This window comes from Labedaea rhizosphaerae, from assembly GCF_004362825.1.
GTDB classification, from domain to species: Bacteria; Actinomycetota; Actinomycetes; order Mycobacteriales; family Pseudonocardiaceae; genus Labedaea; species Labedaea rhizosphaerae.
Map to the genome: position 1 here is coordinate 645,890 of NZ_SNXZ01000002.1, position 14,795 is coordinate 660,684.

At 67.3% G+C, this 14,795-nt stretch carries 10 protein-coding genes and 1 pseudogene; 3 read left to right on the forward strand and 8 right to left on the reverse strand.

The window, feature by feature from the left end; all coding sequences use genetic code 11:
- Positions 1-71 precede the first annotated feature (71 nt).
- From EV186_RS12180 to EV186_RS12210, 6 genes are all read right to left on the reverse strand, one after another.
- Entirely contained in the window at positions 72-4,694 is a 4,623-nt protein-coding gene (locus EV186_RS12180; protein WP_133849340.1) for an RHS repeat-associated core domain-containing protein, read from the reverse strand.
- 850 nt (positions 4,695-5,544) lie between these two features.
- Positions 5,545-6,348, reverse strand: a complete 804-nt coding sequence (locus EV186_RS12190; protein ID WP_243753988.1) for a COG4705 family protein — start codon at positions 6,346-6,348, stop codon at positions 5,545-5,547.
- A gap of 30 nt (positions 6,349-6,378) precedes the next feature.
- On the reverse strand, positions 6,379-7,038 hold the full coding sequence (locus EV186_RS12195) for a response regulator (protein WP_133849342.1): 660 nt from the start codon (positions 7,036-7,038) through the stop codon (positions 6,379-6,381).
- The gene (locus EV186_RS12200) at positions 7,035-8,192 is read right to left on the reverse strand and encodes a sensor histidine kinase (protein ID WP_133849343.1); all 1,158 of its coding nucleotides are present in this window, start codon (positions 8,190-8,192) and stop codon (positions 7,035-7,037) included. Before EV186_RS12200 ends, EV186_RS12195 begins: the two co-directional genes overlap by 4 nt.
- A gap of 55 nt (positions 8,193-8,247) precedes the next feature.
- Positions 8,248-9,084: an ABC transporter permease gene (locus EV186_RS12205; protein ID WP_243753989.1), complete on the reverse strand. Its 837-nt coding sequence runs from the start codon at positions 9,082-9,084 to the stop codon at positions 8,248-8,250.
- Complete coding sequence (locus tag EV186_RS12210; protein WP_133849344.1) at positions 9,081-10,025, reverse strand: ABC transporter ATP-binding protein; 945 nt, start codon at positions 10,023-10,025, stop codon at positions 9,081-9,083. Before EV186_RS12210 ends, EV186_RS12205 begins: the two co-directional genes overlap by 4 nt.
- Before the next feature lie 480 nt (positions 10,026-10,505).
- Here EV186_RS12210 and efeU point away from each other — a divergent pair, with 480 nt between their 5' ends.
- The 3 genes from efeU to EV186_RS12225 all read left to right on the forward strand — a co-directional run bounded on the left by efeU (position 10,506) and on the right by EV186_RS12225 (position 13,390).
- Positions 10,506-11,360, forward strand: a complete 855-nt coding sequence (gene efeU, locus EV186_RS12215; protein WP_133849345.1) for an iron uptake transporter permease EfeU — start codon at positions 10,506-10,508, stop codon at positions 11,358-11,360.
- 318 nt (positions 11,361-11,678) lie between these two features.
- Entirely contained in the window at positions 11,679-12,671 is a 993-nt protein-coding gene (locus EV186_RS12220) for an MGDG synthase family glycosyltransferase (protein WP_243753990.1), read from the forward strand.
- On the forward strand, positions 12,668-13,390 hold the full coding sequence (locus EV186_RS12225) for a polysaccharide deacetylase family protein (protein WP_208115576.1): 723 nt from the start codon (positions 12,668-12,670) through the stop codon (positions 13,388-13,390). Before EV186_RS12220 ends, EV186_RS12225 begins: the two co-directional genes overlap by 4 nt.
- A 12-nt stretch (positions 13,391-13,402) precedes the next feature.
- Here the strand turns inward: EV186_RS12225 and EV186_RS39910 are convergent.
- Positions 13,403-13,789 (reverse strand): annotated as a pseudogene (locus EV186_RS39910) (phosphatase PAP2 family protein); the annotation flags it as partial.
- 80 nt (positions 13,790-13,869) lie between these two features.
- Positions 13,870-14,514, reverse strand: coding sequence for a DedA family protein (locus EV186_RS12235; RefSeq protein ID WP_424982545.1), 645 nt, complete (start codon positions 14,512-14,514; stop codon positions 13,870-13,872).
- Between the last annotated feature and the right edge of the window lie 281 nt (positions 14,515-14,795).

Here is a 14,795-nt window from a genome sequence, read left to right on the forward strand (position 1 = left end):
GGCAGCTCCGTTATCCCAGCTCATCCGGGCTCCAAGAACCGGCGCGGGGTTCCCCGAACTGTCACCATAGATCAGCAGGTTGAGCCCCGCCGTAGGAGGCGCTGAGTGACAGAGTCGCCTATCGAGTCGAAGAAGTCGTTGCCAAACATCCGCCACGTGTTGACGCCGGTCTTCCAGATATTCGTCAGACTTGTTGGGCGACGTCCAATGAGCTTGAATGGATTGGGAACAAGACTGCTAAATACCGTTGCGGTTGCCAAACCCCACGGATCAAACCGTCCCGTAATCGTCTGATTTACGAGCTCGCCGCCGGCTCCACTGATGGCAAGACACAATGGTGTCGCGGTTCCAAGCGAAGCGGCTTCACAGGAGCCAGCTGCAGCGCCACCGACGAAGCCACCTGCGGTCGCCCCGCCCAGCCCTCGCCAGCTGAAGCTCTCTCCGCCGAATCCGACGTCGACGAGGTAGCCGCCAGCTCCGACGATCGTTCCGGCAAACGCGCCAACGGCGGCGCCGAGGGCAATATGGAGGAACAATCCTGTCGGGTCGGTCTCATTGACTGGGTTGTCTTCTGTGTAGTCATAGGCCGAGAGTGATACATCGAGCGCGGGGTCGACCGTTAGAAACTGTCCAGTCGCTGGGTCGTAGTATCGGTTAATCAGGTAGATGAAGCCTGTCTCACCGTCGCGGTAGCCCCCTGCGAATTGCAGCGGTGTTTGATTCGTGCCCATCTGGCTGGTGGTGCGGCCGAACGCGTCGTAGGCGAAGGTTGCGCTGATCTTGCCGTCGCTGCCGAGTAGTGCCCGGGTGGAGCCAAGTTGGTCGTGGAAGTAGTAGCTGGCGGCACCGGTACTGTCGATCTGTTCGATGACGTGGCCGTCTGGTCCGTAGATGAAGGCTGTGCTGCCGTCGAGCAGCAGCTGTGGTTGTTGACCGGCGGGATCCCAAACGAAGGTCTGGCTCGTCGGACCAGTCTGCTTGGTGCTACGGAGACCGTCACCGTTGTACGTGTAAGTCGCGACCGTTGCGCTCGGCGCGGTGGCGACTCGTGGTGCTGTTGCGGGTTTCGGTAGTGGCGTGGCGGTGGTGCGGTAGTTGGCTGGGACTTTCCACTGGTCGGAGAGGGGGAGGTTGCTGCGGTACGACAGGTAGGTGAAGCGGTCTCGCGAGGTCTTCGGGCTGGTACCCGCGGCGGTGGTCACGGTGATGTCGACCGTGCCATGGCCGGGTGGAGAGGCGGCCAGGATGAGGTTGGGCAACCACGGAGATTGGAAGAACCGCGCGGCTGTTGGCCCGAAGTGGACGGCGGTTGCGTGGTCGAGGTGGGTGCCGGCTATGGCCACCAGGTCACCGCCGGTGGTACGGCCGCGGTTCGGCACGACGAGGGTCACAGTTGGCTTGGCACCAGGGCTCGTCGTGTACGTGAAGCGGTCAGCCGGGGTCAAGGCGGTGCTCCCGACGGGAGTTGTCACGGTGACGTCGACGGTGCCCGTTCCGGACGGTGAGACCGCGGTGATGGTTGTGTCCGAAGCGACCGAGAACGCCACAGCGGTCTGCCCGAAGCTCACCGCGGTGGCACCCCTGAACCCGGTGCCAGTGAGCGTGACGGTTGTACCGCCGGTGGTAGGCCCGGACTGAGGCGTGATTGCGATGAGAACTGGAGGAGCCGTCACGGTGCTGCTGGTGACCGTCGTCAGTCGGTTTGCTTGGTCGTAGCTGTAGGTGTAAGCGGTGCCCGCGTCCGGTGCGGCGCTGGTCCGGTTGCCGTTAGCGTCGTAGGCGTAGTGCGTCGTGGTGGTTGCGGAGGTGGTGGCGGTGAGTTGGTTGGAGCTGTCGAAGGTTTGGGTGACGGCGGTGCCCAGTTTGGTGGGGTTGCCGGATAGGTCGTATGTGTAGGCAGAGCCGTTGGCGTTGGCGAGTTCGAGCTTGGCGGTGTAACCGTAGGTGTTGGTGCCGGTGAGTGCGGCGCTTGCTGTCTCGCGGGTGACCTGGCCGGCGCTGTCGCGGGTGTAGGTGAGTGATGCCAGCGGGGTACTGGTGCTGGCAGTGGATGCGGCTTGTGTGGCGGTGAGCTCGTCGGCGGCGTCGAACTGCGCGCTGACGGTGTCGCCATTCGGGTAGGTCGTTGTGGTCAGGTTGCCGTCGGGGTCGTAGCTGAAGGTGCTGGTGTGTCCGGTGAAGTCGGTTGTCGAGTTGAGTCGTCCGGCGCCGTCGAAGCCGCGCAAGACGGTGTGGCCGTTGGGGTAGGTCAAGGTCACGTTGTTGCCGGCGCCGTCATAGCTATAGCTGAGCAGGTTGCCGTGGCCGTCGGTGATGGAGGTTGGTCGACTGGTCGGGTCGTATGCGTAGGTGGTCGTACCCGTGCCATCGGCCATCGCGATGCGGCGGCTGTCGGTGTCGTAGCTGTAGCTGACCGCGGGGGTCGTGCCGTCGTAGGACAGATTGGTCAGGCGATTGTCGGCGTCGTAGGTGTAGCTGGTGGTTCTGCCAGCAGGGTCGGTGCGCGTGGACTCGTTGCCTGCCAGGTCGTATGCGTGGCTTGTGGTCTGGTTACCGGGTCGCACTTCGGCGAGCAGTTGGTCGCGGACGCTGAAGTAGTCGACGGTGAGGTGACCGTTGGGGTCGGTGGCGGTCCCGCAGTAGGAGGCCCCGGTGATTGATGCTGTGCAGGCCCCGCTGCCGGGCGCGAGATCGTAGGCGAAGGTCGTCGTCGACGGCGCGGCGGTGCCGACCCCCTTGGTTGTGGCTGTGGTCCGGTTGTCGGCGTCGTAGCTGGTGGTGGTGATGTTGCCCAGTGGATCGACCGCTCGTACGAGGTTGCCGTTGGCGTCGTAGTCGTTGGTGCCCACGTGGCCGAGCGGGTCGGTCAAGTCGGTGAGGTCGCCGTCCGGGTTGTAGTTCCACATGGTGGTGTTGGCGGTGTGGGATCCGCCAGTGTCCGGGCAGCGGGTGCCTGCGGCGGTGGCTGCGGGCGCGGTCTGACAGGTCCGCTCACTGTCCGCGTTGTACACCGCGAGCGTGGTGTCCGTGTGGCCGGCTGTGGGCGAGACGCTGACCGAGACCACATCACCGGCTGCGTCGTAGGCCATGGTCTTGGTGCGGCCGTCCGGGTCGGTGATCGATGTGACGTCGTCGGGATGGCCACTATCACCGTGGCTGTAGGTGGTGGAGTGGCCGAGCGGGTCGGTTACTGTCGTCAGGTTGCCTGCGCTGTCGTAGGCCAGCGACGTGGTCTCGCCAGCTGGTGTGGTCTTGGAAGTCACCTCAGCCAAGCTGTTGTAGCCGTAGCTGCTGGTCTCACCAGCTGGCGTGGTCGTGGCCGTGAGGTTGCCTGCTCGGTCGTACTGGTTGATGGTGACGTGACCGGCCGGGTCAGTCACTGTCGTACGGCCCAGCGTCGCGATGTCGTAGGTGAAGCTCGTGGTGGCCGCAGCCGCCGTGCCTGCCGCATGAACAACAGAAGTCAGTTCCAGGTTGGCGTAGGTCGACACGGTTTGGTTGCCGTGCTCGTCAGTCATGGTGGTGGAGCCGCCGGAGGGTGAAGTCGGATCACCGGTATAGGCCCAGGTGGTCTTGAGGCCGGCCGCGTCCGCCTGTGCGATCACCCGGCCGCTGGCGTCGTAGGTGTTCGTGACGGTGCCGGCTCGACCGTCGGTCATGGTCAACAGCTGGTGGCTGGCGTCGTAGGTGAAGTGCCAGATTCGGCTGGCGCGATCTGCCGCCGACACCAGGTTCCCTGCCGTGTCGTAGCTGAAGGACTCGGTGCGGCCCATCGGGTCGGTGATGGAGGCGATACGCGAACCGGTGTAGGCGAAGTGCAGCGTCCGACCGGCCGGGTCCGTCACGGTGTCCAGATGGCCGTTGCTGTAGGTCAAGTGTGTGACGTTGTTGTTGAGGTCCGTTTCCTCCATTAGTTGCCCGGTGGAGCTGAAGCTGTAGCGAACCTGGGTACTGCGTCGGGTGAAGTCGTAGCCACCGGAGCCATCAGCTGTCAGCGTGGCGAGTACTCGCGGCGGGGCGACGAAGCCGCCCGAACCGTTGGCGGTAAACGACACCGTCGAGCCGTCCTCCTGCCGGACGACCACATTGCCGGTGGCGTCGGTGGCCAGCGACATCGCGTAGCCGTCTGACCAGCCAAAGCCAAGCGGGCCGTCGATTGCTGCGTCCGCCGAGCTGTAGCTGCGCGCGAAGGTCAGGGCTGTGCCGCGCCCCGGCACGGTGATGTCGTTGAACTGGTGAACAAACACGCCAGTCGCACAGTTGATAGGAGCCTTGGCGTAGCAGACCGAGGCATGCTCCGACGGGTTCGGCGCTCCACCCTGCTCCGTGACGCTCGGCCCGCCGGAGAACACCGCCGTGGCCGTCAGCGCCTCCTCGAGCGAGAAGTAAGCGGTTTCGCCGGGCTGCAACGGCGTCGTGAAGTTGACAACGCCCCCGGTGGCATCGGCCGAGACGTTGGAGAAGCTCGTGTTTGGCCCCTCGTAGCCCGTCACGCCCAACGGACATCCGTCAGGTTGGGGCGATACCGTGCACAAGCCGTCGCCATCGAAGCCAAACAAGTCGGTATTAGATGACAGCTGCAAACTGCTAACTGGGCGACTCGAGTTATTGACCACTCCGGTCAAGGTGTCGTCAGCGCCGTCGTACGGACCTTGGCTGGCGTCGTTGTAGATGTTGGTCTGCCCGTCCGCCACTTGGATCAAGACCCCGCAACTGGTGTCCAGTCCAATGGCCGGGCACTCCGTGAACGGCACACCAGGCGCGGCCACAGCCCGAGGCGCCACCAACGGTCGAGCCTGAGCCGAGCCCGAGAAGGTCGCGGAGGCGTGGAGCGGATGCGAGCCTGGGACCGGCCGGTCGGGTCCAGCGCCAGGCGCGGTCTGGGTAGCCGTCGACCTCGTTGTCGAGGGTGCAGGAGCCGGCTCGGTCGATGTCGCGGTCGTCGGGGGCACGGCCGCCGAGGGCGGACTGCTCGTGGTTGTCGGCGAATCGCTCGGAGCACCGCTGGCCGGTAGTTGAGCGGCCAAAACGATTGCGCATGTCGCCACAACACTGCCTGCGAACAACCGAGCGCGCACGGGAGCCTCCAAGCGCCGAGGATGCGCCCAACCGAGCACACCGGTGCCTCCACGTCGCTGAAGCGGCTACGGTCGTTATACGGCTCGTCCAAGAAGACCATAATTGGCTAGATATTGTCTCTTTTCAGGGGAACGCAAGCCTCGAATGGCGGCGGGTCGACAGTCCCAAATGGAACGGTCGAGTCATTAGTGGACGAACGGCTTGAGGAACCGTGCGTCAGTAGGTGCCTAAATGGCCGTATCCGATAGCAACCAACCGACCCGTCACGCAGCCAGTTACCAGCTCCCCGGGATGTTTCAGTCGATGATCCGCCAGGTGCGCTCCTGCCCGACGGTACCGTCGGCCGTAGCTCCTCGTAGCCGGTTCTAGATATAGCCGGTCCGACCAGTCCTGCTGGGCGGAAGCGTGGCAGTGCGGGCACACGAACCGACGCTTCTCCACAGCAGGAGCGCGATTCGCCGGCGCTCACCGAGTCCGACTAGTTGGACGGAGTTCTCGCCTACCAGGCCGGTCGACTCCGGTCGTGGTGAGGTAGGAAACGGCGCCGACGATCGCCATGGCGAGCACCAGGCTGATCCAGCCGCTGCCGACGCCGACCCCGCCTGCGTCGGTCGGCTTGCCCAGCCAGTCGGCGGGGGACGCGCCGAGTGGGCGGGTGAGCACGTAGGCGGCCCAGAAACTGAGGATCGGGTTCCAATTCAGCCACCGGAAACCTGCCGCGGGCACCATGATCAGCCCGGCGTACAACGCGATCGAGACGAGGTAACCCAGGTTCAGCGTCACGGCCGTCAGGTCGCCCACGGCCGTGCCCAGCGCGAAGGTTGCCACGACGGCCGCCCAGTAGAACCCCTCGCGGCGCCACGAGTCGATGGCGTGGATAGACAAGGTCTTCTCGGTCCGCTGCCAGATGACGAACACAGCGGCGAGGACGACGGCGTAGAGAGTGGCTGACGCGAAATAGGGCACACCGAACCCGACATGCAGGACATCCGCGGCCATTGTCCCGAAAATGCCGACCATCACCACGGCCGTCCAGTACGCCGGGGCGGCATAGCGGCGCATCGAGAACTGGACGATCAGAGCGGCGACGAAAGCCAAGAAACCCAGTGCTACGGCGATGACGGGGCTCAGCGCCCGGACCATGTAGTCCGACGCCGACTCGCCGAGCGCGGTCGACAATCCTTTGATGATCCAGAAGTACGCGGTTATCTCCGGTACGCGCAGAGTGCGCGTCACCGTAGGCGCCGACAGGGCAGAGCTGCTCATCATGCAAATATCCTTCGGGTGTGAACGTGCGAGTTACGACGGACGGACAATTCCTGTGTCGTATGCGAAAATGACCATTTGCACGCGGTCGCGTAGTTCGAGTTTGTGCAGGATCCGGCCGATGTGGGTCTTCACGGTCGCCTCGGACACCTGCAGCTTGCCGGCGATCTCGGCGTTGGCCAGCCCGCCCGCCACGGACTCGAGGACCTCCCGCTCGCGGTCGGTCAGCCGCGCCAGGTCCTGGTGCACCGGCGCCGCGGCTTCGGGCAGATGGTGCACCACGGTGTCCAGCAGCCGCCGGGTGATGCGCGGCGCCATCACCGCGTCCCCGTCGGCGACGGCGCGGATCCCGGCCAGCAGCTCTTCGGGCGGGCAGTCCTTGAGCAGGAACCCGCTGGCCCCGGCGCGCAGGGCGGCGAACACGTACTCGTCAAGCCCGAACGTGGTCAGGATAACCACGCGGCAGGACGGCAACACGGTGACGAGTTCGCGGCAGGCCTCGATACCGTCCATGCCGGGCATGCGGATGTCCGTGAGCACGACGTCGGGCCGCAGTTCGAGCGCCGCTGCGACCGCCCGCCCGCCGTCCGCTGCCTCGCCGACCACCTGCAGGTCCGGCTGCGAGTTGAGCACCATGGCGAAACCCATGCGCAGCAACGGCTGGTCGTCGGCGAGCAGGATGCGGACAGTCACGGCGCCGGCTCCGCGAAGTCGAGCACGGCGTGCACCCGCCAGCCACCGTCAGGACCCGACCCGGCGTCGAGCTCGCCGCCGAACAACGCCGCGCGTTCCCGCATCCCGGTCAGCCCGTGCCCGGGGTTGCCGGTGCCGCCGTGGCCGTCGTCCACGACTTCCAGGTTCAGCCGTCGGTCCTGCCAGGACAACGTGACCGTGGCCGTCGCGCCCGGGCCGGCGTGGCGGACCACGTTCGTCAGTGCTTCCTGCACCAGCCGGTAGATGGTGAGCTGCGCGCTCGCCGCGAGCTGCGGCGCCTTGCCGACGACCACGAACCGAGTCGGCAAGCCGGCGAGTCGAACGGCAGCGAGCAGGTCGTCGAGCGAGGCCGTGTCCGGCTGCGGCGCCGACCCGTCGGCAGGCTCGACCCGGAGCACACCCAGCAGCCGACGCATCTCGGCCTGTGCGGTGGAACCGAGCCGCGCGGCCTGTTCCACCGCAGACCGGGCCTTCGCCGGTTCGCTGTCCATTGTGTACGCGGCCCCGTTGGCGAGCGCGATCATCACCGACAACGTGTGCGCGACGATGTCGTGCATCTCGCGCGCAATACGGCCCCGCTCGGTCACCACCGCGATCCGGGCCAGCTGGTCGCGTTCCCGCTCGGCCCGCGCCGCGCGGTCGACCAGCGCCGCGACGTACTGGGCCCGGGTACGCACGGCGAGACCCGTCGCGAGCGCGGCCACGGTCGTGCCGGACAACAGCACGAAGATCGTCCATTCGCTGCCCGCCGGCGACCAGCGCTGCGCGGCGAGCACGGCGCCCACCTCCATGACGACCGCGCCACCCGCGACCGGCCACGCCCGTCCGTCCCGTGACGCCACCCCGTACAACGCGACCGGCAGTGCGATGTCGGCCAGTGCCACCACGTCGAGCCACCACTGCACGGCGGCCACGGCGGCGACCACAGCGAAGACCGTCAGCGGCGCCCGTCGCCGCCACAGCAACGGCGCCAGCAGACAGACCGTGAACACCCACCGATAGGCAGGCGGTCCCTCGGCGAGATCGTGTCGCAGCAGCACCAGCGCGAGCGCGGCCACCGCCGCCCATTCCAGGAGTTCGGACCGGGCAGCGAGCCGACGCTGGGATCGCACCGTCAGTGCGTCCTGAACCACGGGGAGCAGCACAGCACATCACCCTGTGAGCCCGCTGTACGGCGCCCGCACCGGTTCACACGTCCCTGCGCTTGAGGAGCACCGCCGCGGCCACCATGCCGATCACGACATACACGGCGAACACCGCCATGCCGACCCACGGCGCGAGCATCGCCGGATCGAGCGTCACCGACAACGCCGCCTGCCCGGCGTTGCTGGGCAAGTACTTCGCGATGACGTCCTGCCAGGTGCTCGGTAGTACCTCCATGATCGCCGGAAGGACCAGCAGCACCCCGAACAACGCGGCGATCCCGCCCGCCGTGTTGCGGATCAGCGCACCGAACGCCACCCCGAGCATCCCCACCAGGGTGAGGTAGACGCCGGTCGCCACGACCACGCGCAGCACACCGGGCGCGTCCAGGGTCGTGCTGTGGCTGCCCAGCAGGACCTGGCCGCCGAGGAACGCGACGAACGAGCTCACCATCATCAGCACGAACGTGATCCCGGTGTACACGGTCAGCTTGGCCCACAGCACTGGCAGCCGAGCCGGCACCGCGGCCATGGTGGCCCGGATCAGGCCGGTCGAGTACTCCCCCGTGACGAGCAGCACGCCCAGCGTCCCGATCGCCAGTTGCGCCATGTTGTAGCCGTCGAGACTGGTGACCACCGGGTTGAACCGGGCGATCTGCCGAGCACGCAGATGACCCCAATCGGCGTTGATGAAGTAGCTCGCCACGAGGCCCACGCCGATCATGCCGAGCACGGCGATCACCATGACCAGCACGCTGGACCACAGGGTCCGGAACTTCACCCACTCCGCGCGGATCGTGCGCCACTGGGTCACCTCACCCGAGCCCGTCGACGCCCGCGTGTACGCGGGTCCGGAATCCGACATTTCCTGCACCGCAGTCATCGCTGCCCTCCTGCGGATTCCACGGATTCCATCGCGGGAGCGGTGATCCCGAACTCGACGGAGTCCCGCGTGAGTTCCATGAACGCCTCTTCCAGCGACGCGAGCACCGGGGTCAGCTCGAACACCGGGATGCCGTGCTCGAGCGCGGCCGTGCCGATCTCGTCGCTGCTGAGCCCGGTCACCTCGAGCCGGTCGGCCGCGCTGCTGGCGATCGTCACGGCCGGTCGGGCAAGCAGCTCGCGCAGCTCGGCCGCCTTCGGGGTGCGGACCTTGACGACGTTGCGCGACGACCCGGTGATCACCTCGGAGACGTCGACGTCGGCCAGCAACCGCCCCTTACCGATGATGATCACCTGTTCGGCGGTCAGCGCCATCTCGCTCATCAGGTGCGAGGACACGAACACGGTGCGCCCCTCGGCCGCCAGCGACCGCAACAGCGTGCGGATCCACAGGATGCCCTCGGGATCGAGACCGTTGACCGGCTCATCGAGCACCAGCGTGTGCGGGTCGCCCAGCAACGCCGACGCGATGCCCAGACGCTGCCCCATGCCCAGCGAGAAGCCGCGCACCCGCTTGCCCGCGACCTCGGCCAGCCCGACGAGCTCCAATACCTCGTCCACCCGCCGCACCGGGATACCGGTGGTGGCCGCCAACGCCAGCAGGTGGTTGCGCGCACTGCGTCCGGTGTGGATCGACCGCGCCTCCAGCAGCGCACCGACTTCGCGCAGCGGTGCACGGTGTTCCGCGTAGGGCTTCCCGTTCACCGTCACCGTGCCGGCGCTGGGCGTGTCCAGGCCGACGATCATCCGCATGGTCGTGGACTTGCCGGCCCCGTTCGGTCCCAGGAACCCGGTGACGATCCCGGGCCGGACATCGAACGTCAGGTCGGACACAGCGGTCTTGCCGCCATAGCGTTTGGTCAAGCCTTGCGCCTCGATCACGGGCTTTGCCTTCCGATCGGGATATCGACGTGACGGTAGGAGGGCGATGCACCCGGTCGCGTCAGACCATGGGCGGACAGGTGCCTGCGATCGTCAACCGAAAGTCGCAGACCGCTGTCCCCCGTTTACCGGTTCGCGCAACGTCACCTCATGCGGTGTGAAGTTGACCGGCTGCGACCGCCCGGACTGAATTCACAGCGGGGTCACACCACCGCCACAACCGAGCCGATGCGGTGTTCTCGTTGTTCGAACAGCGAATCAGCCACCAACCTCTGACCGCGGTCGCACCGGCGGGACCGCGGTGGTGATCGCTATCGAACTGCCCCGGCTGCCCGGGCTGCTCCGGCTCGCCGACGAAGTTCCCCGACTCGATTAGCCCTCGGTAAGCCGACGGCAAAATGTCCGCCAGAGGGTGGTTAGGTTAGGCTGTACTTCATAGGCTCCGACGAGTCACGAGCACCCCTTCGGACTGGAGCACGTATGGTCTTCGGCAACGCCCTCATCGGACTCCGCGAAGGCCTGGAGGCAGCGCTCGTCGTGAGCATCCTGGTCGCCTTCCTGGTCAAGGCCGATCGCCGCGGTTCGTTGCCCTGGGTGTGGCTGGGCGTGCTGGTCGCCGTCGCCCTGTCGGCGGCGTTCGGCTGGCTGATCACCTTCACCCAGCACCAGATGACGTTCGAGCAGAAGGAAGTCTTCGGCGGCTCCATGTCCCTGATCGCCGTCGCCTTCGTCACGGGCATGATCTTCTGGATGCGCCGGGCCGCGCGGACGATCAGCACCGAACTGCGCGGCAAACTGGGCACGGCCCTCGAGGTCGGGCCGTGGGCAGTCGCCGTCATGGCCTTCCTCGCGGTCGGCCGTGAAGGCCTCGAGACCGCCACCTTGTTCTACTCCGCCGCACAAGGATCCGCCTCCGGCACCAGCCGGCCGCTGATCGGGTTCCTGGTCGGCATCGCCGTCGCGGTCGTGCTCGCGTTCGCCCTGTACAAGGGCGCGCTGCGGATCAACCTGGGCAGGTTCTTCACCATCACCGGCGCCCTGCTGATCTTCGTCGCGGCCGGGGTGCTCGCCTACGGCCTGCACGACCTGCAGGAGGGCGGCGTCCTGCCGGGCCTGCACACGCTCGCGTTCGACCTGTCCGGGCCGATGCCCGAGGACTCCTGGTACGGCGCGCTGCTCAAGGGCGTCTTCAACTACTCGGCGCAGACGACCGTGCTGCAGGCGATCGCGTGGATCGTCTACATCGCCGTCGTGCTGCCGCTGTTCCTGCGCAAGCGCAAAGCGCCCGTCAAGAAGCAGGAGCAGCCGGCGGTCGCGGCGACGGCTCAGCGATGACGGGTCACCGCCTGAGGCGCACCGTCCACATCGAACGCAGCCGACGGGATCATCGCCGTCTACGCACGAAGGTCGCGGAAGTGGAGTCGCGGTAACCGAACCGACTTTGCCACGCGCTAACCGCCATCTGGTCCGGGCAACACCCGCGCATCCATACCGTCCATGGTGGGCCGTCGGCAGCGGCCGCCGAGCCGACGGAGGTCGTGGATGCGCGGTGCGACAACAGCTCCCACCCGAATCGTCGTTGTCTCGGCGAGCGTCGGCGACGGGCACGACGGCGTCGCTCACGAACTCGGGCGCAGGCTGGAGTCAGCGGGCATGACCGCCGACCACGTCGACTTCGTGTCGGTATGGCCCGGCGGATCGCTGCTCAAGCGCGCGTACCGGCGGCAACTGGACGTGGCACCGGCGTCGTGGGGATACCTGCTGCGCGCGTTGGGACGCAGCCGGGTCCTCCGCGCGCTTGTTGTGTTCTGGGCGGCCGTTGGCTCGTCGCGACGCCTGCGTCGCGTGTGCGCGGGAGCCGATCTGGTCGTTACGACCTACCCCCTCGCGGCGCAAGCCCTGGGACGGCTACGCCGCCGGGGCAAGCTCGACGTCCCGGCGGTAGCGGTGCTGACCGAAATGGCGGTGCATCCACTGTGGATCGATACGGGGGTGTCCGCCTACATGGCACTGCACGAGGTCGCGGCCGAGCAGGCGCGCGCACACGGCGCCACGGCGGTCGAGGTCACCGGACCGGTTGTCCGCCCGGCATTTCACCCGGTGCGGACAGCTCGGGATCAAGTGCACGCGCGGACACGGTTCGGTTTGCCGCCTCGGGCGACGCTGGCCCTGGTGGTGGCGGGTGCTTGGGGCGTCGGCGAGGTTGTCGCCGCGGCGGCGGATCTGGCGGCTACTGGCCTTGTCGTCCCGGTGGTGGCCTGCGGCCGCAACACCCGGCTGGCCGTGGAGCTCACCGCGGCCGGCACGGCGATAGCGGTCGGCTGGACCGACGCGATGGCCGAACTCATGCGTGCCTGCGACGTCGTGGTGCAGAACGCGGGCGGGCTGTCCTCGGTGGAGGCCATCGCCTGCGGCTTGCCGGTCCTCACCTACCGCTGCCTGCCCGGCCACGGTGCGATGAACGCGGCCGGGCTCGCCGACTCGACCTGGATCCCGTGGGTGCGAGACCCTTCCGGTCTGGTTGAGGCACTCACCACCGCTCTGACCGCGAACCGCACGAAGGACCCTCGGCAAGGCATTGTCGGGGTCGACCCGGTCGAGCGGCTGACAGCCATGGCGAAACAAACGAAGGAGTCCCGCGCGTGATCAGCCGGTTCGCGGCCGTGGCGCTGGCCGCACACGCAGTCCCCGCCCTGACGACCATTGCCCCGTTGCGCCGTGTGGCGTTCCCGCGATTGTCTGGCATCGGCGACCCGGCGCACCTCGCGCTCACCTTCGACGACGGCCCGGACTCCCGTTCGACACCGGCATTCCTTGCCGAACTCGACCGGCTCGGCGTCCGGGCCACGTTCTTCCTGCTCGGCCGCATGCTGGCGATCACCCCGCACCTGGGGCGTGAACTCGTCGCGGCGGGCCACGAGATCGGCCTGCACGGCTGGGATCACCGGATGCTGCTCGCGCGCGGACCGAGAAGCACCTACAGCGACCTCGCACGGGGGCGCGACCTCATCGCCGAGGTCACCGGCGCTCCCCCGTCCTGGTACCGGCCGCCCTACGGCGTCCTCACGGGCAGCGCGCTCACCGCGGCCCGCAAACTCGGCCTCACACCCGTTCTGTGGACCTCGTGGGGCCGCGACTGGACCGCGAGCGCCACTCCGGCCTCGGTACTGCACACCGTGGGCCACCAGTTGGCCGGCGGCACAGTGCTGCTGCACGACTCGGACTGCACGTCAGCGCCCGATGCGTGGCACGCCACGCTCGGCGCGCTCGCTCCCCTGGTCGGCCGGGCGCGAGCGCAGCAACTCACCGTCGGGCCACTTCGCGACCACTACCGCGAGCACGCCGGCGACCACCGCACCAAGTAGGAATCCGGCGAGGACGTCGTGCGGGTAGTGCGCGCCGACATAGACCCGGCTGTAGCCCATCACGACCGCCAGCAGGACGGCCAGCACGCCGAGTCCACGGTGCAGGATCATGATCACGACGGCGGCCGCGGCGACGATCACCTCGTGGTTGCTGGGAAAGCTGTAGTCGGTGGCGAAGTCGCACGGCGCCACGGTCACGACTCCGTGCAGCGCGAGGCAGGGGCGTGGTTCCCGCACGATGATTTTCACCAGGTTGCTGACCGCATAGGCAACGAGGACCGTCGCGGGCGGCCACAGGACCGTCTTCCAGGTGACTGGTGCACCCTTGTTGGCGAGGCGCCAGGCGAGCACCATCAGCGCGCCGAAGAGCACCACACCGTAGTCGCTGTAGAGCACCATCGGCTCCTGCAGCCACGGTGTCCGCTGCGCGAAGTCGATCGTCGCGGAGTACCAGCCGTCGTCGATCGCGGCCAAGGCGATCACCGGCGATCACCGGTCGCGCTCTTGCGCGCCAGGTAGACCTGTCGGGCGACCGGGAGCAGCGACAGGACGACGATGCCGGCGATCACCGGCAGCAGGTACTGGTCGATGTTCGGGACGGACGACCCGAGCAGGAACCCGGCCATGGTGACCCCGATCGTCCACACCAGACCGCCGATCGCCTGCCACAGCGTGAACACCCCGACCGGCACGCCGGTGATGCCCGCGAGCGGGTTGAGCACGGTGCGCACGACCGGGATGAACCGGGCGAGCACGATCGCCTTGCCGTGGCCGTAGCGCTCGAGCACCCTGGCGCTGTTTTCGACGCCGTTGTGGACGTGCCGGTTGCGGATCCGCCGCAACACCGCTGTGCCGCCCCGTTTGCCGATGACGTACCCGGTCTGGGCGCCGAGGATGGCTCCGAGCGCCGCGGCCACGATGACCAGAGGCAACGACAGGTGCACCGCTGAGGTGGTAGCGGTCGCGGCGAGCACTCCGGCGGTGAACAGCAGGGAGTCACCGGGCAGGAAGAACCCGATGAGCAACCCGGTTTCGGCGAACATCACAAGGAACACACCCAGCGCGCCGAAGGTCGTCAGGAGCGCTGCCGGATCGGTCAGCGGCAAGGCGAGCGAGGTTGGCAAGACGTACAAGTCCTTCGTCGACAGTCGAGTGGCATCCCTCCCGTCACGCTAAGCGGCCGTAGATGCGCGGTTCATGAACCGTGGGTTAGCGCACGGCAAATCACGTTTTTTGCGTTCCGCTTGCCGTCCACTGGCGAAGGGCGGGGATTGTGTGGCTACCGTCGATCCGGGAAGGGAGTTCGCGCCATGGCGATCATGTCGAGGTTCTGGGCTGGACACGCAGGCGCCGCGCAGTTCGTGCCGGCGGTGATCGCGACGTTCGTCGTGGCATGGGTAGCCGG

Coding starts and splice junctions, on each gene's coding strand:
- efeU (WP_133849345.1), top strand. CDS start 10,506: ATGGTCTTCGGCAACGCCCTCATCGGACTCCGCGAAGGCCTGGAGGCA.
- EV186_RS12220 (WP_243753990.1), top strand. CDS start 11,679: ATGACCGCCGACCACGTCGACTTCGTGTCGGTATGGCCCGGCGGATCG.
- EV186_RS12190 (WP_243753988.1), bottom strand. CDS start 6,348: ATGATGAGCAGCTCTGCCCTGTCGGCGCCTACGGTGACGCGCACTCTG.
- EV186_RS12205 (WP_243753989.1), bottom strand. CDS start 9,084: ATGACTGCGGTGCAGGAAATGTCGGATTCCGGACCCGCGTACACGCGG.